This is a genomic window from Streptomyces sp. NPDC033216, assembly GCF_055577115.1.
In genome coordinates, this window is sequence record NZ_JBVIQK010000003.1 from 370020 (window position 1) to 390415 (window position 20396).

At 73.4% G+C, this 20396-nt stretch carries 15 protein-coding genes; 6 read left to right on the forward strand and 9 right to left on the reverse strand.

Annotation, left to right across the window (positions count from 1 at the left end; all coding sequences use genetic code 11):
* Positions 1-18: 18 nt before the first annotated feature.
* Positions 19-732 carry a DUF4232 domain-containing protein gene (locus ACZ5Y0_RS08370; RefSeq protein WP_469127828.1) on the reverse strand — a complete coding sequence of 238 codons (714 nt, stop codon included), beginning with the start codon at positions 730-732 and terminating at the stop codon, positions 19-21.
* Positions 733-848: 116 nt separating this feature from the next.
* Entirely contained in the window at positions 849-3236 is a 2388-nt protein-coding gene (locus tag ACZ5Y0_RS08375; RefSeq protein ID WP_469127829.1) for a SpoIIE family protein phosphatase, read from the reverse strand.
* Between the two features lie 266 nt (positions 3237-3502).
* On the opposite strand from ACZ5Y0_RS08375, the gene ACZ5Y0_RS08380 reads away from it, so the two are divergent.
* The 5 genes from ACZ5Y0_RS08380 to ACZ5Y0_RS08400 all read left to right on the forward strand — a co-directional run bounded on the left by ACZ5Y0_RS08380 (position 3503) and on the right by ACZ5Y0_RS08400 (position 11906).
* Complete coding sequence (locus ACZ5Y0_RS08380; RefSeq protein ID WP_469127830.1) at positions 3503-6589, forward strand: glycoside hydrolase family 2 TIM barrel-domain containing protein; 3087 nt, start codon at positions 3503-3505, stop codon at positions 6587-6589.
* Positions 6590-6757: 168 nt separating this feature from the next.
* Positions 6758-8998 carry a glycoside hydrolase family 9 protein gene (locus ACZ5Y0_RS08385; protein WP_469127831.1) on the forward strand — a complete coding sequence of 747 codons (2241 nt, stop codon included), beginning with the start codon at positions 6758-6760 and terminating at the stop codon, positions 8996-8998.
* Between the two features lie 188 nt (positions 8999-9186).
* Positions 9187-9432, forward strand: coding sequence for a hypothetical protein (locus ACZ5Y0_RS08390; RefSeq protein ID WP_469127832.1), 246 nt, complete (start codon positions 9187-9189; stop codon positions 9430-9432).
* A gap of 3 nt (positions 9433-9435) precedes the next feature.
* Positions 9436-9813 carry a toxin Doc gene (locus ACZ5Y0_RS08395; RefSeq protein WP_356565833.1) on the forward strand — a complete coding sequence of 126 codons (378 nt, stop codon included), beginning with the start codon at positions 9436-9438 and terminating at the stop codon, positions 9811-9813.
* Positions 9814-10256: 443 nt separating this feature from the next.
* Positions 10257-11906, forward strand: coding sequence for a ricin-type beta-trefoil lectin domain protein (locus ACZ5Y0_RS08400; protein ID WP_469127833.1), 1650 nt, complete (start codon positions 10257-10259; stop codon positions 11904-11906).
* A gap of 19 nt (positions 11907-11925) precedes the next feature.
* On the opposite strand, the gene ACZ5Y0_RS08405 is transcribed toward ACZ5Y0_RS08400, so the two are convergent.
* A complete protein-coding gene (locus ACZ5Y0_RS08405) occupies positions 11926-13095 on the reverse strand; it encodes a lactate 2-monooxygenase (RefSeq protein ID WP_469128035.1) in 1170 nt (389 codons plus the stop codon).
* A 433-nt stretch (positions 13096-13528) separates the two neighbouring features.
* On the opposite strand from ACZ5Y0_RS08405, the gene ACZ5Y0_RS08410 reads away from it, so the two are divergent.
* Positions 13529-13960, forward strand: coding sequence for a subtilase-type protease inhibitor (locus tag ACZ5Y0_RS08410; RefSeq protein WP_469127834.1), 432 nt, complete (start codon positions 13529-13531; stop codon positions 13958-13960).
* Between the two features lie 172 nt (positions 13961-14132).
* On the opposite strand, the gene ACZ5Y0_RS08415 is transcribed toward ACZ5Y0_RS08410, so the two are convergent.
* From ACZ5Y0_RS08415 to ACZ5Y0_RS08440, 6 genes are all read right to left on the reverse strand, one after another.
* Entirely contained in the window at positions 14133-14330 is a 198-nt protein-coding gene (locus ACZ5Y0_RS08415) for a CDGSH iron-sulfur domain-containing protein (protein ID WP_383247797.1), read from the reverse strand.
* Complete coding sequence (locus tag ACZ5Y0_RS08420; protein WP_469127835.1) at positions 14311-14973, reverse strand: HemK2/MTQ2 family protein methyltransferase; 663 nt, start codon at positions 14971-14973, stop codon at positions 14311-14313. The genes ACZ5Y0_RS08415 and ACZ5Y0_RS08420 overlap by 20 nt, the downstream gene beginning before the upstream one ends.
* 12 nt (positions 14974-14985) lie before the next feature.
* Positions 14986-15993, reverse strand: coding sequence for an iron-containing redox enzyme family protein (locus ACZ5Y0_RS08425; RefSeq protein ID WP_469127836.1), 1008 nt, complete (start codon positions 15991-15993; stop codon positions 14986-14988).
* A gap of 76 nt (positions 15994-16069) precedes the next feature.
* Positions 16070-16288, reverse strand: a complete 219-nt coding sequence (locus tag ACZ5Y0_RS08430; RefSeq protein WP_469127837.1) for a hypothetical protein — start codon at positions 16286-16288, stop codon at positions 16070-16072.
* Between the two features lie 134 nt (positions 16289-16422).
* Positions 16423-17430 carry a Ppx/GppA family phosphatase gene (locus ACZ5Y0_RS08435; RefSeq protein WP_469127838.1) on the reverse strand — a complete coding sequence of 336 codons (1008 nt, stop codon included), beginning with the start codon at positions 17428-17430 and terminating at the stop codon, positions 16423-16425.
* A gap of 113 nt (positions 17431-17543) precedes the next feature.
* Positions 17544-20396, reverse strand: a complete 2853-nt coding sequence (locus tag ACZ5Y0_RS08440; protein WP_469127839.1) for an NHLP bacteriocin export ABC transporter permease/ATPase subunit — start codon at positions 20394-20396, stop codon at positions 17544-17546.

The following is a 20396-nucleotide window of genomic DNA, read 5'->3' on the forward strand; positions in this document are numbered from 1 at the left end:
GCGGGGCTGGGTCCCGGATCAGGGGCCAGTGCCGGCCGCGAGCACGGTGAGACGCACCGACGAGGCGTTGCCCGACACGGGGACCTGTCCGCCGGTCCACGGCACCCGCAGCGGGTCCCGCTCGTCCGGCGGTGTCACGAGCAGCGTCGTGGGAGTGGTCGCCTCGGCCCCGCTGACCTCGGGGTCGGAGTACGTCAGTCCCGCCCAGGCGCTGCGGCCCGGTGCCAGCGTCACCGTGACCGGCGTCGAGCCCGGTTCCCGCCGTGGATCCGGCCCCAGTTGCCTGCCGGAGGCGTCCAGGAAGGCGGCGCCCGGATAGCCGCGCAGGGTGCACGTCCGGCCGGACGCGTTGGTGAGGACGACCGGGAAGTTCTCCTGCCCGGCCCCGGGGTCATTGCGTCCGACGGAGGCACGCAGCTCCGAGGTGTGGCAGCGGCCGCCGGCAACGGGCCGGGCGGGGGAGGGCGCGGTGGTGGCGGCCGGCGCCGAGGACACCTGCGCGGACATCGCCGACGACGGGGAGGAGACGGCCGAGGAGGAGACGGCGGGTGAGGAGGCGGGTGCGGGCCCGGAGCCCTCACCGCCTGCGCCACAGGCGCTCAGCAGTCCGAGCACCGCCATGGCACCCGCCGCCAGGACGGCCGGACGCCGCCCCCCGGACGAACCCGCCGGGGACGAGCGCTCCCGGGCGCAACGCGCCCGGTCCGGGTCAGCCGGGGCCGTGTGTGCCATCGCTCCACCCTTCGATGCCGCGTCCCCGCGTCACAGGTGTGGCGCGTCCCCGTGGCGGGTGCCCCGGCACGCCACGACCCACACCCGGCCTGCCCGTACCCGCCCGCGACCGGCGCTCAGTCGTCCCCGAGCAGTCCCAGCTCGGCCCAGATCGTCTTGCCCTCCGCCGTGTGCCGGCTGCCCCACCGCTGGGTGAGCTGGGCGACCAGCAGCAGCCCCCGGCCGCCCTCGTCGAACGTCTTCGCCCGGCGCAGATGCGGCGCGGTGTGGCTGGTGTCGGACACCTCGCAGATCAGCGTGGTCGCGTCGTGGATCAGCCGCAACCGGATGGGGCGGGCGCCGTACCGGATGGCGTTGGTGACCAGCTCGCTCACGACCAGCTCCGCCGTGAACGCGTGCTCGCTCAGCTCCCAGCGGGCGAGCTGCTCGACGGCCTGCCTGCGCATCGGCGCGACGAGCGCGGGGTCCGCCGGGATGTCCCAGGTGGCGACCTGGGAGGAAGGCAGACCGCGGGTGCGGGCGAGCAGCAGGGCCACGTCGTCGGCGGCGCTGCCCTGCGGCAACAGGGAGTGCAGCACCCGGTCGCAGGTCTCGTCGAGGGAGTCCGAGTACGCCGCCAGCGCCTCGCGCAGCATCCGGTGACCGGCGTCCACATCCCGCTCGCGGGACTCGATGAGACCGTCGGTGTAGAAGGCCAGCACGGAACCCTCGGCCACCTCCAGCTCGGTCGACTCGAACGGCAGCCCGCCCAGTCCCAGCGGGGGCCCCGCGGGCAGCTCGACCCCGCGTGGCTCGCCGTTCGGCGGCAGCAGCACGGGCGGCGGATGCCCGGCCCGGGCCAGCGTGCAGCGCCGCGACACCGGGTCGTACACGGCGTACAGGCAGGTCGCCCCGACCTCGCCGGGGCTGCCCTCCCCGCCCGCCTCCTCGGAGAGCCGGACGACCAGGTCGTCGAGGTGGGTGAGCAGTTCGTCGGGCGCCAGGTCGATGTCGGCGAGGGTGCGCACGGCGGTGCGCAGCCGGCCCATGGTGGCCGACGCCTGGATGCCGTGCCCGACCACGTCCCCCACGACCATCGCGACCCGCATCCCCGACAGCGGGATCACGTCGAACCAGTCGCCGCCGACACCGGCGCGGGCGGCCGGCAGATAGCGGGAGGCGGCGTCCACGGCGGCGGTGCGGGGCAGGGTGCGGGGCAGGAGGCTGCGCTGGAGGGCCAGGGCGGTCTCGCGCTCACGGGAGTAGCGGCGGGCGTTGTCGATGCAGACGGCGGCACGGGCCGTCAGTTCCTCGGCCAGCAGCACGTCGTCGGGCGAGAAGCCCTCCGGCCGCCGGTAGCGGGAGAAGACGACCACGCCGAGCGTGGTGCCGCGGGCCTGGAGGGGCACGGACATCGTGGAGTGGGTGCCGTACTCCCGGACCCGCTGGACCCGCCGCTCGTCCCAGGAGCGCCACGCGTCCAGGTCGGCACCGGTCGGCACGGCGGCGGTGACGGTGCGGCCCGCGAGCAGCGAGCCGGCCTGGGGGGAGGCGGCCGGATAGCTGTCCACCTGCCCCGGCTTGCAGACGGCCTCGGGGGCGCCCGGGCTGACCGAGTGGTGGGCGGCCCGCCGCAGCCGGACGGGCGCGGTCAGCGGGCCGCTCGCCTCACCGCCGTACTCCTGCGGGTCCAGCAGGTCGACGCTGACGAAGTCGGCCAGCGTGGGCACGCACACCTCCGCCAGCTCCTGGGCCGTACGGGTGATGTCGAGGGTGCTGCCGATGCGCACGCTCGCCTCGTTGACCAGCTGGAGGCGCTCGCGCGCGAGGAAGTGCTCGGTGAAGTCGTGCGCGGTCACACAGACGCCCCGAACCTGTCCGGCGGCGTCGGTGAGCGGCGCGATCCGGGCCAGCCAGGCGTGCGCCCGCTCCTCGCCGGGGGCCTTCATGACGGTCTGCATCTCCTGGCGCTCGCCGGTGGCGAGGGCCCGGCGCACGTACGTCTCGATCTCCGCGTTCTGCGGCCGGTCACCCAGCTCTGTGACCCGCAGGCCCCGGATGCGGGCGGCGGGCAGCGCGACCAACTCGGCCATGGCGTCGTTGACCGCGCGAAGCCGCAGCCGGTCGTCGAAGATCATGGTGGCACAGGGGGACTGGACGAGTGCGGCGCGCACCAGGTCGTCGTCCTGCGGGTCCGGGAACCCCGCGGGCAGCGGCGTCACGGCGAGCCAGGTGAGCGGACCGCCGTCCGGCGACCGACGCCGGTGGGCGAGCACCCACACGGACACGCTGTGACCGTCGCGGTGGCGCAGCGCCAGGGTGCCGCTCCAGCGGCCCTCGTCGGGGCCGGGGGGCCGCGCCGGCCCGCCGTCCGCCAGCAGAACGGCGGCCGGCCTGCCGACCACCTCGGCGGAGCGGTGGCCCAGCAGGCGGCGGGCACCCTCGCTCCACTCGGCCAGCGTGCCGTCCTCGGCAATGACCGCTCGCGCCGTCGTGGCGTCGTCGAACGGGTCGTCCGAGGTCATCGTCCCCACTCCATCGCGGACACTCACAGTGAACAGGCAGGCCACCTGCGTTCCACCTTAGTGCTTGTGGCGTCGGCACGGACGAGAACGCGGGTCGTCCTCTGCCACACGGACGGGTGTGCGGACACCGCCGGAACGCGGGCCGCGGAGCAGGTGGGCGGACGAGTGCGACCGCCCCCTTGACGGACCCGAGTGGCGCGGCGTCAGATTCTGTTTGCTGAAGTCCAGTTGTGAGTACTTCTGGTTCCTGATGAGGGAGAGCCGCCATGACGGTCACTCGCAGATCGGTCCTGCTCGCCTCCGCCGCCGCTCCCGCCGCAGGCGGGCTCCTCGGCAGCCCGGTGGCCGAGGCCGCCGACGCCGCCGCGGGCGGCTCCGGCCGGCGCACGGTCGCGCTGCGCGACGGCTGGCGCTTCGCTCTGGTGAACCCGGGCGGGATCACGGACCCGACGGGGCGGTACGCCGATGCCGCCGCCCCCGGTCACGACGACTCCGCCTGGAGGCGGGTGGCCGTCCCGCACGACTGGAGCATCGAGCAGACCCCCACGACCGAGCACGGCACCACCAGTGGCACCGGCTTCTTCCCCGGTGGCCTCGGCTGGTACCGCCTGGCCTTCACCCTGCCGCCGGACTGCGCCGGCAAGCGGATCTCCGTCGAGTTCGACGGCGTCTACATGGACTCGTACGTCTACTGCAACGGCATCGAGGCGGGCCGGCACCCCTACGGCTACACCGGCTTCGCCATCGATCTCACCGATCTGGTGCACACCGACGGAAGTACCGAGAACGTCCTCGCGGTGAAGGTGCAGAACCGGCTGCCCAGCAGCCGCTGGTACTCCGGCAGCGGCATCTACCGCGAGGCCCGCCTGATCGTCACGGAGCCGGTGCACGTCCCGCGCTGGGGCACGTACGTCACCACTCCCGAGGTCGGTGCCGAGCGGGCCGTCGTCCGGGCGCGCACGGATCTGGTGAACGCCTCCGGCGCCGCCGCGGACGTGGAGGTCCTCTCCAGGATCATCGCGCCGAACGGCCGCACGGTGGCCCGTACGTCCACCACCGTCACGGTGACCGACCGGGCCACGGAGACCCACGAACTGGTCGTGCCCCAACCCCTGTTGTGGGACTTCGCCACGCCCCGCCGGTACACCCTGGAGACCGAGCTGCGGGTCGGCGGCCGGCGCGCCGACACCTACCGCACCCCCTTCGGCATCCGCACCTTCGGCTTCGACCCCGACGAGGGCTTCCACCTCAACGGCGCCCACGCCAAGCTCAAGGGCGTCGACCTCCACCACGACCTGGGCGCGCTCGGCGCCGCCGTCAGCGCCGACGCGATCCGGCGGCAGCTGACCATCATGAAGTCGATGGGCGTCAACGCCTTCCGCACCTCCCACAACCCGCCCGCGCCGGAGATGATCCGGATCTGCGAGGAACTGGGCATCGTGATGCTCGTGGAGGCCTTCGACTGCTGGCGCACCGGCAAGACCCGCTACGACTACGGGCGGTTCTTCGACGAGTGGTGCGAGCGGGACGCCCCCGAGATGGTCCTCGCGGCCCGCAACTCGCCCGCCGTCGTGCTGTGGTCCATCGGCAACGAGATACCCGACTCGACCACCACGGCCGGTCTCGCCATGGCCGACCGGATCATCGCCGCGATCCGGGCGGCCGACGCCACCCGGCCCTTGGTGATCGGCTCCGACAAGTACCGCAGGCTCCCCGCGAAGGGCTCGGCGGCCGATCTGATGCTGGCCAAGCTGGACGGGCTCGGCCTCAACTACAACACCGCCACATCGGTGGACGACCTGCACGCGGCCTACCCCCACCTGTTCCTCTTCGAGTCCGAGTCGTCCTCGGAGACCTCGACGCGGGGCACGTACCAGGAGCCGGAGCGCCTCAACACGGGCGAGAACCACACCCCCGGCAGACGGGCGACCTCGTCCTACGACAACAACCTCGCCTCCTGGACCATGAGCGGCGAGTACGGGCACAAGAAGGACCGCGACCGGAAGTGGTTCACCGGGCAGTTCCTGTGGTCGGGCATCGACTACATCGGCGAGCCGACGCCGTACGACGTCTTCCCCGTGAAGGCGTCCTTCTTCGGCGCCGTGGACACGGCAGGTTTCCCGAAGGACATGTACCACCTGTTCCGCAGCCAGTGGACGGACGAGCCGATGGTCCACCTGCTGCCGGCGACGTGGAACCACGAGCCGGGCGACACCGTCGAGGTGTGGGCGTACGCCAACGTGAGGAGCGTCGAGCTGTTCCTCGACGGAGAGTCGCTCGGCGTCCGGGAGTTCGACGCCAAGAGGACCGTCGACGGGCGGCCGTATCTGGAGACCACCGAGGCCACCGGCGACGACAAGACGTTCACGGCCGGCCCCTACCCCGGCAGCTACACCAGCCCCAACGGCAGTGCCGGCAAACTCCATCTCACGTGGAAGGTGCCCTACCGGCCGGGCGTGCTGAAGGCCGTCGCCCGCGACGGCGGCAGGGTCGTCGCCACCGACGTCCTGCGCACGGCCGGTGCCCCGCACGCCGTCCGCCTCACCGCGGACCGCGGGACGCTTCCCGCCGACGGCCGCTCGCTCGTCTTCGTCACCGCCGACGTCGTGGACGCGCGAGGTGTGGTCGTGCCCGACGCGGAGCACCTCATCTCCTTCGAGGTGCGCGGCGGATCCCTCGCGGGGCTCGACAACGGGCGCCAGGAGAGCGCCGAGCGCTACCAGGCCAGCACCCGCACGGCCTTCCACGGCAAAGCCCTCGCCATCGTGCGCTCCGGGACGAAGGCGGGCTCCCTGAAGGTGAGCGCCCAGGTGGACGGCCTGCGCAAGGGAACCGTCACCGTGCGCACCACCCACTCCCGCACGGCGGCGACCACCCCCGCGCCCGCCTTCGTCCCGGACCTCCCCGAGCCCGCGAACCATCCCCGTGCCGACGCCAGTTACTCGGGCCGGACCGACACCCTGCCCGCCGCGATGCTGGACGGCGATCCGGCCACCGGCTGGTCCAACGCCTTCGTCAAGGCGGCCACCGCCCTGCTGCCCGCCTTCAGCCAGGCCCGCCCGAAGGACTGGGTGTCGGTGGACTGGGGGCGGACGCGGACCTTCGACCGTGTGGAGGTGTCCTTCACGACCGGGGCCGCGCACAGCCTGCCGGCGGCGATCGAGGTCGAGGTCGGCGACGGGGAGCGTTGTGCGCCCGTCACCGGGGCGGCCGTCGAGTGGGCGGACGTCTCGGACCGGCCGACGGTCGTCACCTTCGACGCCGTCCGCGGCTCCCGGCTGCGGCTGAACCTGGTGAGCAGCCGCCCCGGTGAGGTTCAGGGGGCGATCAGGATCAGCAGGTTGGAGGCATAGGAACCGGTCGGGTCCGGGCAGGGCGGCGGCCGTGACGGTCAAGCCGTCCTGTCCGGACCGTTGACGGGGTGTCATGACTGCAACAACCATGGGCTCCGACCGCCTTTGGGAGCGCTCCCATCGCACTCCCGTCCGGAGCGTTCCCGCATCTGCCGGAGGAGCCCAGACGTGAAACCACGCAGAACCACCCTGCTGCCCCTGGCGGCCCTGATGGCCGCGGCGCTCACCGCGCTGCCCGTGCCGCAGGCCGGAGCCGAGGAGACCGAGCAGATCAGGAACGGCACCTTCGACGCGGGCGCCGACGCCTGGTGGTCCAGCAACGCCGTCACCGCCCCGTCGGAGGGCCGGCTGTGCGCGGACGTGCCGGGCGGCACCGTCAACCGCTGGGACTCCGCGGTCGGCCAGGACGGCATCGCCCTGGTCAAGGGGGAGACCTACCGGTTCTCCTTCAAGGCGTCCGGTGTGCCCGAGGGACACGTGGTGCGGGCGATCGTCGGCCAGGCCGTCGCGCCGTACGAGACCTGGCACGAGGCCGTCCCGGTGCTGGGCGAGCCGGCCGGGGCGTACTCCTACACCTTCACCTCACCGGTCGACTCCGCCCAGGGGCAGGTCGCCTTCCAGGTCGGCGGCAGCGCCGAGCCCTGGCGGTTCTGCCTCGACGACGTGTCCCTGCTGGGCGGGGTGCCGCCGGAGGTGTACGAGCCCGACACCGGGCCGCGGGTCCGCGTCAACCAGGTCGCCTATCTGCCCGCCGGGCCCAAGAACGCCACCGTCGTCACCGACGCCACCGGGAAGCTGCCCTGGGCACTGCGGAACGCCGCAGGCGCGACCGTCGCACGGGGCTGGACCGTGCCGCGCGGCCTCGACGCGTCCTCCGGGCAGAACGTCCACTCCGTCGACTTCGGCGCGTACCGCACCCGCGGCACCGGCTTCACGCTGTCCGTGGACGGCGAGAGGAGCCATCCCTTCGACATCGGCACGGCCGCCTACGAGCGGCTCCGCCTGGACGCGGTCAAGTACTACTACCCGCAGCGCAGCGGCATCGAGATCCGCGACGACCTGCGGCCCGGCTACGGCAGGGCCGCAGGACACCTCGGCGTCGCCCCCAACCAGGGGGACACCGCCGTGCCCTGCCGGCCCGGCGTCTGCGACTACACCCTCGACGTCTCCGGCGGCTGGTACGACGCCGGCGACCACGGCAAGTACGTCGTCAACGGCGGCATCGCCACCTGGGAGCTGCTCAGCACCCACGAACGCGCGCTGACGGCCCGCACCGGCGACCCGGCCAAGCTCGGCGACGGCACCCTCGCGCTCCCCGAGAGCGGCAACAAGGTGCCGGACGTCCTCGACGAGGCCCGCTGGGAACTGGAGTTCCTGCTGAGGATGCAGGTGCCGGACGGGCAGCCGCTGGCCGGCATGGCGCACCACAAGGTCCACGACGAGCAGTGGACCGGCCTGCCGATGCTGCCGGACGACGACCCGCAGAAGCGCGAGCTGCATCCGCCGACCACCGCCGCGACCCTGAACCTGGCCGCGACGGCCGCGCAGGCGGCCCGCCTGTACAAGCCCTACGACAAGGCCTTCGCCGCCCGCGCGCTGACGGCCGCCCGCACGGCGTGGACGGCCGCCCTCGCCCACCCCGCCGTCCACGCCGACCCGGCCGACGGCATCGGCGGCGGCGCCTACAGCGACGACGACGTGACCGACGAGTTCTACTGGGCGGCCGCCGAGCTGTATCTCACCACCGGTGAGCGGCGGTTCGCCGACCACGTCCTGAACTCCCCGGTCCACACGGCCGACATCTTCGTCCCCCAGGGCTTCGACTGGTCCCGTACCGCCGCGGCGGCCCGCCTCGACCTCGCGACCGTCCCGAGCGGGCTGCCCGGCCGCGACAAAGTGCGCCGTTCGGTGGTCACGGGCGCGGACGCCTACCTCGCGACCCTGCGGGGCCATGCGTACGGCATGCCGTACGCGCCCCAGGACAACCGCTACGACTGGGGCTCCGCCCACCAGGTCCTCAACAACGCCGTGGTCGTCGCCACCGCCTACGACATCACCGGCGCCTCGAAGTACCGCGACGGAGCGGTCCAGGCGATGGACAACATCCTCGGCCGCAACGCCCTGAACATCTCCTACGTCACCGGCTACGGCGACGTCGCCGCCCATCAGCAGCACAGCCGCTGGTACGCCCACCAGCTCGACCCCAACCTGCCGGGCCCGCCGGACGGCACACTGGCGGGCGGCCCGAACTCCAGCATCCAGGACCCGCTCGCGCAGGCGAAACTCAAGGGCTGCGTCGGGCAGTTCTGCTACATCGACGACATCCAGTCGTGGTCGACGAACGAGACGGCGATCAACTGGAACGCGGCCCTGGCCCGGATGGCCTCCTTCGTGGCCGACCAGGGATAGCGGCCGGGGCTCACGGAGCAGGAACCAGGGACAGCTGCCGGAGGGAGACCGTTCGCGGCCGGACGGTGTCCGAGCCTGCCAGGAAATGACCGGTGGCAGGATCGCTCGGACACCGTTCGGTACCGCCTTGTCGCTACTTTGACCAGGGGATATTTACGCGTAAGTACCCGAGCGGTACCGTGAAGGACATGCCAGCCCTCAATGTGGAATTCAGCGATCGCGAGCTGGAGGACCTGCGGCAGATCGCCAAGGAACGCGGTACGTCGATGAAGGCGCTCGTCCGGGAGGCCGCCGCCGCCGACATAGCAAGGCACCGGGCGCTCCAGGAGGGCGCGGAGGCGTTCCGCAGGTTCTTCGCCACCCACGCCGACGAGTTCGCCGCGGCGTTTCCCGACGACGAGGCACCCGTCAAGGGCGAGGGGCGGGTCGCCTGACCGATGACCCCAGTCATCCACATCGACGTGCCCTGGCTGCTCCAGCGCCACGAAGAGGTCCTGCCGGACCAGCCGACCATCAACGACTTCTCCGCGCTCGTCGCCGCCGTCGCCCGCCACCGGGTCGACCCGCCCCGGCTCGGCGTGGACTCCGACCCGGCCTGGCGGGCCGCCGCGCTGCTGCACACCCTCGCGCTGCTCAAGCCCCTGCCCTCGGCCAACGCCCGCTTCGCCAGCGCCACGGCGGTGGCCTACATGTTCGTCAGCGGCGTCGGCATCGACCCGCCCTACGGCGCCCTCGTCGACCTCACCCGCGACCTGATCGACGGCAAGACCGACGTGTACGGCGCGGCCGACCGGCTCCGTTCCTGGCAGATCTGAGCGAGGCCTTCGCGGGCCGCCGGCCCAGGGCGGGAGTGAACAGGGCCGGCGGCCGTTTCGCGCAGGGAGAGCCGCCGTCCCGCGCGTGGCCTCCGAGGAAGGGCCGGCTCCCAGTCCACTACGCGCCGCGCACGCGGGGAACGTGTGCGCGGCGCCGCCGCGAGCGCGCGCTTCACACGGGGTCGGGGTGACCGGCCAACGCGGTCGGGGTGACAGGCCGGAAGGGGCGGCCAAATCCGCTGCGGACAGGGTGAATCGGGCGCCGCTTGTCGACATTCTTTCAACAGTGGCCGGGAATTCCCGGCGGCTTGTTGCGCGCGACTCGGTTGTGCGAAGGTGAGCCACTCGTGCGGGGGCCGAGGCCGGGTGCCCGGTGTTCGCCGGCGGAGGCGGACACCTGCTCCCGCCGCGTCGGACAGGTACGTACCGAAGGAAGCCGCACAGTGCTCACCCCCCAGCCCCCCCGCCCGCCCTACCCCCCGCCCGGCTCGGGACCCGGTGAATCCGACGAGGCCCTCGCCTCGGGGACCCGCGGGGGGACGGACAGTGAGGTGGCCCAGTCCACGGCGATGCTCATCGCGCGGCACTGGCAACCGGTTCACGACTACGCGGTGATCTGCCTCGCCTCTCCGACCGGCGTCGCCTCCATGGTCGCCACCGCCGCCTTCCACCAGGTCCTCGACCGGCTGAAGCTGGGCGAGCCCGGCACCGCGCTGCGCCCCCGCCTCCTGGTCACCGTGCGCGACACGGTCCGGCAGTGGGCCACCGACGAGACACTCTCCGGCGTCCTGCCCGACCTGGGGAAACCGGCCGGCGCCCGGGGGATGCGGGCCGCCGAGTCCATGACCCCGGAGAACCGGCTGCTCGCGGAACGCGCCTTCCAGGGCCTGCCCCCGGTCGCCCGCTGCGTGCTGTGGCACGCCGAGGTCGAGGCGGAGCCGATCACCGTCGCCGCCGGCCTGCTCGGCATGGACACCGACACCGTGGCCGGCGTCCACGAACAGGCCCGCGACAAGCTCCGCGAGGGATGCGTCCGCGCCCACCGGGACCTCGCGCCCGGCAAGGAATGCCGGTTCTACAACCGGCTTCTCGACGTCCCCATAGGTCGCGGCGGCGACCTCCTGCCCGACGTCCGCCGGCACATGGACGCCTGCCGCTACTGCCGTGCGGCGGCGGAGCAACTCGGCCACTTCGAGGGCGACCTGGGCGTCCTGCTCGCCGAAGCCGTGCTGGGCTGGGGAGCGCGCCGCTACGTCGAATCGCGGCCCGGCCGCGCCGTACGGCCGCCCGTGCCGCTGCGCGGCTCCGCCCGGCACCGCGGTGGCCGCCCGCGCGGCACGCGCCGCGCCGCAGGTCTGTTCGCCCGTACCCCCTCACCCGGCCGCGAACCCGGAGCGGGACCGCGCTCCCCGCGCGCCCTGTTCACGGGTGTCGGCCTCGCCGGCGCCGGCCTGCTGACCGCCCTGCTCGCGGCCGGCCTGTGGACCGACGACGGCACCGCCGAGCCGGCCGCCCCGCCCGCCACCGCCGACGGCACGGCCTCGTCCGGCACCGGCTCCCGCGCCACCCCGACGGTCCCCTCGGGCCCCGACACCGCCAAGCTCCCCGACGCCCCGCGAGGGACCCGGCTGCGCAACCTCGCCGCCGACCTGTGCCTGGACGTCCGCGGTGAGGCGAAGGCGGGCGCCGTCCTCGAACTGGCGGACTGCTCGAACGACCGGTCCCAGCAGTGGTCGTACGAGAAGGACGGGCGACTGCGCAGCCTGGCCGAGCCCCAGCTGTGCGTGGACGCGCACGCGGACGCCGGCGTCGTCATCCTGGAGGCGTGCGCGGCGGTCGGCGACCCGCGCGCCGACGACGTCCGCTACGACCTCACCCCGCAGGGGGAGTTGCTGCCCCGCTGGAACGAGTCGCTGGCCCTCGCCCCGGCCGGTGCGGAATCCGGCGCAGACGTCGTCGTCAAGGTCCGTGACCGTTCCGCGGGGCAGCGCTGGCAGGCCTACGCCGCCCCGGCCGCCACCGGCTCGCTGTCGATCACCGGAACCGAGCCGCCCGCGGCGCGGCCCGTCGAACTGTCGGACCGCACCGCCTGAGGAGCGGCAGGTCCGCCCGTCACCCGGCGGCCTCCTCCAGGTCCGCCGGGCCGACGGTCACCGGGGTGGCGTGACCGGACAGGGCCAGCGTGAGGTCCAGCTCGGCGAGCAGACAGCGGATCACATGCTCCACGCCGGGCTGCCCGCCCAGGCCCAGACCGTAGACGTACGGCCGGCCGAGCAGCACCGCGCGAGCGCCGAGCGCGAGCGCCTTGAACACGTCGTCGCCGCTGCGCACCCCGCTGTCGAACAGCACGGTCAGCCGGTCGCCCACCGCCGCCGCGACCCGCGGCAGCGCGTCGGCGGCGGCGACCGCACCCGCCACCTGCCGCCCGCCGTGGTTGGAGACCACCACACCGTCCATCCCGGCATCGGCGGCCAGCCGGGCGTCGTCCGGATGCAGCACACCCTTCAGTACGATGGGCCCGTCCCAGTGCTCGCGCAGGAACGCCAGGTCCGGCCAGGTCTTGCCGGGGTCCGCGAACAGGTTCACGAAGTGCATCACCGCCGCGTCCGGGTCCTCCCGCACCGGCTTGGCCAGGCCCGCCAGGAACGCCGGATCGGTGAAGTAGTTGGCGGTGCCCACCCCGTGCAGGAACGGCAGATACGCCCGGTCGAGGTCACGCGGGCGCCAGGCCAGCAGCGGGGTGTCCAGGGTGACGACCAGCACCGAGAATCCCGCCGCTCGCGCCCGGTCCAGGAAACTCCGCGTCACCTCCCGGTCCTTGGACCAGTACAGCTGGAACCAGCGCTCGGCGTCCCCCGTCGCCGCCGCGACGTCCTCCATCGGTGTGCTCGACGCCGACGACAGGATGAACGGCACGCCCTGCGCGGCGGCGGCGCGGGCCGCCGCCGCCTCGGCCTCCGGGTGCATGATCGACAGCACGCCCACGGGAGCCAGCGCCACCGGCGCGGGCAGGGAACGGCCGAGCACCTCGACCGACAGGTCGCGCTCCCGCACGTCCCGCAGCATCCGCGGCACGATCCGACGGCGCTCCAGGGCCGCCCGGTTGGCGCGGGCGGTACTGCCGTCACCCGCGCTGCCCGCCACATAACCGACCGGCCCGGGACCGAGCCGCCGCTCGGTCAGCTCCTCCAGCCGACTCAGGTCGGTGGGCAGCCGGGGCACCGCGCCCGTCATCCCGTTCAGATAGATCTCGTACTGGAAGTCCGCCCACTGCCTGACCATCCGTGGATCCCGCCCCTCGTCGTCGAGCCGCCACTTCACGGCGACCATACCGGCCGGTAGGTGGGGGGCGGGCGGCGCTCGGAGGTACTGGAGAGGACCTGTCGGCCGGCGGTCCGGCACCCGTCGGCGAGACGCCGACGCGGGCGCGGGCGGGCCGATTCGCGGGGCCGGGCCGGGAAGCTGAATATTTCCGGACGATTAACGAGCCCATGAAAACCGGTCATTCAGGCCAGTGCGGGATCATGAAGCGCTTGCCCCGGGGGTTGCAACGTTCGAATTCCGTGACTTCACGCCACTGATTCAATACGCAAGGTTACTGAAACCCATGGGGTCGATGTGAGTTTCGGCGGCGGACTCGGCAGACTCGCGCTCGCCGCGTTCGACACCGACCGAGTCGGACCGGCACACCGAATCGAGCGGAAGGATGCACACAATGCGGAACACCGCGCGCTGGGCAGCGACCCTCGGCCTCACGGCCGCCTCTGTCTTTGGACCCCTCACCGGGTCCGCGCTCGCCGCCTCGGCCGCCCCGGCCTCGCTCTACGCCCCGTCGGCCCTGGTGCTGACCCTCGGGCACGGAGAGAGCGCCGCCGCCGTCAACCCGGCCCGTGCCGTCACCCTCACCTGTGCGCCGGGCCCCTCCGGCAGCCACCCCGCCGCCGCCCTGGCCTGTGCCGAGCTGCGCGCCTCCGGCGGTGACTTCGAGGTGCTGGCCGACCCGGGTGACGCGCTGTGCACCAGGGAGTACGACCCCGTGGTCGTCACCGTGGACGGCGTATGGCAGGGCAAGCGGGTCTCCTACGAGCGCACCTTCTCCAACGACTGCGTGAAGAACTCCTCCGGGAGCGTCCTCTTCGCGTTCTAGACCGGGGTCGCGTGGCCCCGTGGGCAATGCCAACGGCTCGTGACGTGGGGAGTGCGAGCCACTGACACGGACAACCACGGCGATCCCGCGACCAGGGGCCGGCCGGGCGGAGTGGGGCCGCCCGCCGGTCCCTGGCATTTTCCGCGCGCGAGCTGCCCGGGACCGGACGACGTCAGGCCCGGTCGCGGTGGCTGGTGTCGCACCACGGATAGCGGCGGCTGCGCCGACAGGTGCACAGGGCGACCCGGAAGCGGTCGGAGACGACCGTGGAGCCGTCCTCCAGCTCCACCTCGACGGGCCCCTCGACCAGCAGGGGCCCCTTGCGCTGCACGCTGATCCGGCGGGGGCGGTCAGCGGGGGAGTTCGGCACGGATGACCACCAGTTCCTCGTTGTTCTCGTCGACGGACAGCAGGCCCCGGCGCCGCAGCCACTCCTCACGGGAGCGCAGGACCGGCCCGAACGGGATACGCCGCCGCCGCGTCACGGCCGCCTTCAGGCCCGCCGTACGCAGATGCCGCACGGTTCGGTCCGGATCACTCAGCGCGGAGTGCACCAGCAGCAGCACCCCGCCCGGCCGCAGCAGCCCCGGCGCCTCCTGGCAGATCCGGTCCAGCACCATCCGGCCGTCACCGCCCGCGTCCCAGGCGCGGGCCGGTCCGCGCGGCGCACGGCCGGTCGGAGCGGGCACGTACGGCGGGTTCGCCAGGACGAGGTCGAAGGTGCGGCCCCGCACCGGCTCGAAGAGGTTCCCGCGCAGCACGCGCACCGGCAGCCCGGCCCGCCAAGCGTTCCAGCGTGCGGCGTAGACCGCACGCCAGGACACGTCGACCGCTGTCACGCGAGTGCCGCGCCGCGCCGCCTCCAGGGCCAGCGCGCCGGAACCGGTGCCCACGTCGAGGACGTCGGAGCCCGGCGACAGCGGTTCTTCGGACAGCGCCCCGGCAAGCAGGTCGGTGTCCTCCTGAGGGGCGTACACGCCCGGAAGTACCAGCGGTTGATTCACGGCGACCAAGTACCCCCGCCATCAGGAAATATGGGCCATCTCCGAGGCCAGGGGAGTGCGCAGCGAGGAACGTCCGGCACGCCAGGCCGTGAGCAGCCGATCGGCCAGCCGGTCCTCCAGCAGGGAGGTCGCGCCGACGCCGAAGGCGACATCGGGGGCAAGATGCGGCTCCTCCTCCAGCAGACCACCGATCACCTCGTGCCGTACGACCTGCTCGTGGACCGCGTCGGCCTCCACGTGCTCGTCGTAGAAGTGCACGGCGGCGGGACCGGCGCCCGCGCGGCGCATCGCCTCCGCGAGCCGCCGGGAGCCCGGTGAGGAAGTGATCTCCACCGTCGCGAAGTGACCGACCAGCGCCCCGCGCAGACCGCGGTGCAGGCCGAACAGGGACATCAGATTGACCGTGGCCAGTGTCTCGGCGCACCCCGCGTCCAGGTAGCGGCCGTACGTGGTGTCCAGGCCCAGGTCCGTCATGAGGTCCGCGAACAGGCGGGCGTGGACCCGGTCGGGGCGGCCGCCGCCGTACTCGTCGAACTCCACCGCCGCCATCGCCGCCTTGGCCCGCCCCCACAGCCTCGGCAGCACCCAGGCGTGCGGGTCGGCCTCCTTCAGGTGGTACAGGGAACGCTGTGCCGCGTACTCGCGCAGCTGCCACAGCTCACCCTCGGCACACAGGAAGTGAGAGACACCGTCGCCTTCCACGGGCTCGACGAGCAGCTCCGCGAGCGCGTCCTCCACGCTGTCGTGGACGGGGGCGTCGGCGCGCAGGGCGGTCAGGAAGCGGTGCTCCAGCTCGGCGCGCAGCCGCAGGAGGTCGGGATCCCACTCGACCTCGGGGCTCACCCCGGCGAAGCCGCGGTAGTGCAGCTCGTAGCAGAGGTACAGGGCCAGCTGGAGGTCGTCGCCGTACGCGGGCGCGCCCGCGGCCGTCCCGGCCGGCGGCAGTGAGCCCGCGCCCAGCAGATACTCCCGGACAGCCGCGGAGAGGGGGCCGCGGGCGGTGGGCAGCCGTGGTCCTTCATATGCCATGACCGCCGGGTACCCCGCAGGTCGCGGGCCATCCCCCCGGAGTGGGCCGAGGGCTGAGCCGTCACCGCCCCCCTCGTCAGTGCCCGCGGGCATCCTCCCGCGCTCGGGTGTCGGGGGTGACGGCCCCGCCGGCCTCCCCCCGGCCGCGCCGGGCCTCGTGCCGCTCGTCGGTGCGGCCGGCGGCCTCACGGATCTCCCGCATCACCTCTTCGAGCGCGGTCCTCGGGGGGTCCTGCCGGTCCTGCTCGGCGTCCCGCTCGGTGTGCTGCTGTCGGTTCCCGGCGTTCTCGGACATGACGGTTCCCTTCCTCTCGGTGCCGGCGCCCCACCGCCTCGCGGCGCCCCACCGCCTCGCGGCGCCCCACCGCCTCGCGGCGCCCCACCGCCTCGTGGCGCCGTCGCGTGCCGGGCCGGCGGCCCTGGCCCGGTTCAGTTCGTGGCGGTTGCCGCGGCGCGCAGCGGTACCGGGTCCGGCGGCGACTCGTCGGAGAGCCGGGTGACCTCCGCCCACCAGGACGCCCCGTCCTCGATGTGCCGCAGCAGGACGCCCTCGCGGATCGCCCATGGGCAGACCGTGACCGTCTTGAGGCCGATCAGCTTCATCGCCGTGTGTCCGACCACCGCGCCGGCCAGGCTCTGCGCGGCGCGCGGCGCGGAGATGCCGGGCAGTTCGGCCCGCGCGGCGGCCGGCAACCGTGCCAGCCGGATCACCGCCTCGCCGAGGTCGGCGCAGTCCAGGGTGCGGGCGACGAACGGACCGTGGCGGCCGGGCGGCGCCCCGCACAGCCGGGCCAGCTGCTGGAACGTGCGGGAGGTGACCACCGCCGTGCGCGGCCCCTCCCAGCGGATCCGGGCGGCCACGTCCCGCAGCTGGTGGCGGACCCTGCGGCGCAGCTCGCGTACGCGCTCCGGGGCCGGCGGGTCCTGGCCCGCGAAGAACTCGTGGGTCAGCCGGCCGGCGCCGAGCGGCAGCGAGGCCACGAAGTCCGGCAACCGGCCCCGGCCGAACGCCACCTCGAACGAGCCGCCGCCGATGTCCATCAGCGCGAGCGGCCCCGCCCGCCATCCCATCCAGCGGCGCGCCCCCAGGAACGTCAGCTCGGCCTCCACCTCGCCCGGCAGGGTGCACAGTGGTACACCGGTGCGTGAGGTGACCGTACGCAGCACCTCCTGCCGGTTCGGCGCGTTGCGCACCATGGCGGTGGCGAAGGCCAGCGGGCTCGTCGCCCCCCACCGTGTCGCCGTACGGTTCGCGGCCGTGACCGCGTCGACCAGGTACTCGATCGCCTCGCCCGGTATCGGCTCACCCGGCTTGACCTGCTGGGACAGCCGCAACCGCCACTTGGCCGTGTGCACCGGCAGAGGTACGCCGTCCTGCGCGTCCGCCACCACCAGTCGCACGGTGTTGGATCCCACGTCCAGCACGCTGATTCTCATGCGCGTGCGCATACCCGGCGGAGCCGCTCCCTACGTCACTCTGCGGCACGCGACTTCCACGCACCGCGGCCGGCAGCGCCCGGAATCCCGGCACGCGAGTGGCCGCCGCCGGCTCAGGCCAGCTGCCGCCGCACCAGTTCGTGCAGCCGGCCCCCGGCGTCCGCGAGCAGCCGGGACGGCGGTCCCTGCTCGGCGATCCTGCCGTTCTCCATCACGACGACCCGGTCCGCGTCCAGCACCGTCGACAGCCGGTGGGCGATGACGATGCGGGTGGCGTCGAGCTTGCGAGTGCTGTCGATGACCGTGCGCTGGGTCTCGTTGTCCAGGGCGCTGGTCGCCTCGTCGAAGAAGAGGATGCGCGGGCGCCGGATCAGCGCCTGGGCGATCATCAGCCGCTGGCGCTGACCGCCCGACACCGAGCCGCTGCCCGAGACGATCGTGTGCAGCCCCATCGGCATCCGCTTGATGTCCTCCGCGAGCCCCGCCATCTCGGCCGCCGCCATCGCCTCCTCGGGCGTGTACGACCCGGTGCCGCAGATGACGTCCAGGATCGATCCGGTGAACGGCTGGGCGTGCTGGAGCACCACCCCGCACTGCCGCCGTACGGCCGACTGGTCGAGGGCCGCCAGGTCCTGACCGTCGTACAGCACGCTGCCCGAGACCGGGCGGTCGAAGCCGATGAGCAGGCGCAGCAGGGTGGACTTGCCGCAGCCGCTCGGCCCGACGATCGCCACGAACTCGCCCGGCCGCACCTCGAACGACACGTCGTCCAGGACGAGGGGGCCGTCGTCGGAGTAGCGGAACGACAGCCGGCGGGCCTCGACCGCGCCGGACAGCGGACCCGGCCGGGTGCTCGCCGCCCGCACCTCGGGGGTCGCCTCCAGCACCGGCCGGATCTCCTCGAACAGCGGCAGCGCGGCCACCGCCGACACGAACGCGCCGGTCAGCGAGGCCACCGAGGTCAGCAGCATCGTCATCGACGTGTTGAAGGTCAGGAAGTCCGCCGCCGACAGCGTGCCGCGCGCCGGACCGGCCAGCAGCATGAACATCAGCAGCGAGCACAACGGCAGATAGACGGCGCCCAGCACCGTGGTGAGGTTCTTGATCCGGCCGAGCCGCTGCTGGAGTTCACGGCTGCGGGCGAACTGGCCGGCCCAGGCGGCGTAGGCGTAGTTCTCGGCGGCCGCGATCCTCAGCTTCGGCAGGCCCCGAAGGGTCTGGAACGCCTGGTTGTTGAGCTTGTTGGAGAGCACCACGAGCCTGCGCTGCCAGCGCACCTGCCACAGCCCGAGCCCGAGGAAGACGGCGGCGACGACGACGAGCATGCCGATCGCGGCCAGTGCCATGGGGACGCTGTACCAGAGCAGCAGGCCCAGGTTCATGGTGCCGACGGTGACGGACTGCGCGACCGACGGGCCGAGGCCCGCCAGCAGCCTGCGGATCGCGCTGACACCCATGGCCGCGCTCGCCAGCTCACCCGTGGAGCGTTCGGCGAAGAACTTCGTCGGCAGCCTCAGCAGCCGGTCCCACACGGCCGGCTGGAGCGTCGCCTCGATCCGGCCCTCGAGCCGCAGGAGGGTCATGTTCTGGAGCAGCGTGAACGCCGCCGCCACCACACCGCCGACCAGGACGGCCAGACACGCCTGCTCGATCAGCCCCTGCTGGGCCCTCGGCACGTACTCGCCGAGCACCTTGCCGGTGGCGATCGGCACCAGGGCACCGATCGCGACCGTGACGAGTCCGCTGAGCAGCAGGTTCGTCAGGTCGCGGCCGGTTCCCCGCATGCTGAACCGCAGCAGTCCGAGCGGACCGAGCCGCCGCTCGGGCAGCGGGCGGTAGAACATGACGGCCCGCGGCTCGAACTCCTCCGCGTTGGCCTTCTCCACCGGTGTCTCGCGGCCGGTCGCGGGATGGACGGCGACGTAGCCGCCGCGCCGCCACAGCAGGGCGACCGGCGCCCCGGACAGTGCCCGGTGGCCGACCAGCGGGCCGACGTCCTCGCGCCACCAGCGCCCGTCGAGCCGTACGGCGCGGGTGCGCACACGGGAGGCGAGCGCGACCTGCTCGACCGGGTCGAGACGGTCGTTGCCGGCGCCCGTCCGGGTCGGCTCGACGAGGGCGATGCCGGCCGCCCGCGCGACCAGGTCGCAGGCGGCGAACGTGGCGTCCGCGTCCGCGGCCGTCGCGCGCGGCCCCGCCTTCCCGCCGATCGACGCCAGCAGTGTCCGGTCGGCCTGCGCGCGCACCGCCTCACCGGCCTTGATGCCGGCTGCCGCGCGCGTCTCGTGGGTGCGCTCCACCTGCTCGATCCACCGGTCCAGAGCGGTGAGCAGGCGGTACTGCTGGTCGACCACGGACTGCCAGAGCGCCGGGTCCATCAGCAGGTCGGTGGCGGCCTCCGCGCCGTACAGCGAGCCGTACTGGACACTGCCCGGCGGCACCTGCATCCAGAACACGTCGTCGTCGTCCCCCGTGTGCGGACGAACGCGCTCGGCGGCACCGCCGCCCGCCGCGGTCCGCTCGCTGCCCATCGGTGCCTGGAAGAGGACGGACAGTCCGCGGCCGACGCCCAGGGCGAGGGCGTACTCCAGCGGACTCGACGTGGGCGGCGCGTGGTGGGGGTTGCCGTACTCGTCGTAGGACCAGGTCTGGGTGCTTGCGGGCCGGTACAGCTCGCGCAGGCCGACGCGGTGGACCGCACAGTCGCGCGACGGGCGGGCCACCAGGGTGTGCTGGGGGCCGGCGACCGGCCCGAGCAGCAGCGAACCCCTCTCCAGCCGGCCCAGGTGATGCCAGGGCCCCCGCTGTTCGGCGTCCACCGCGAACAGGTCCAGCGCGCCTTCGGCGACCAGCCACAGCACCTGCGGACCCTCCAGGTCGAGCCGGCTGAACCCGGCGCAGTCGACCCGCGTGCCCGTCTGCCCCAACGCCGAGAGCACGATGTCGCCTTCGGGTACGGCCGTCAT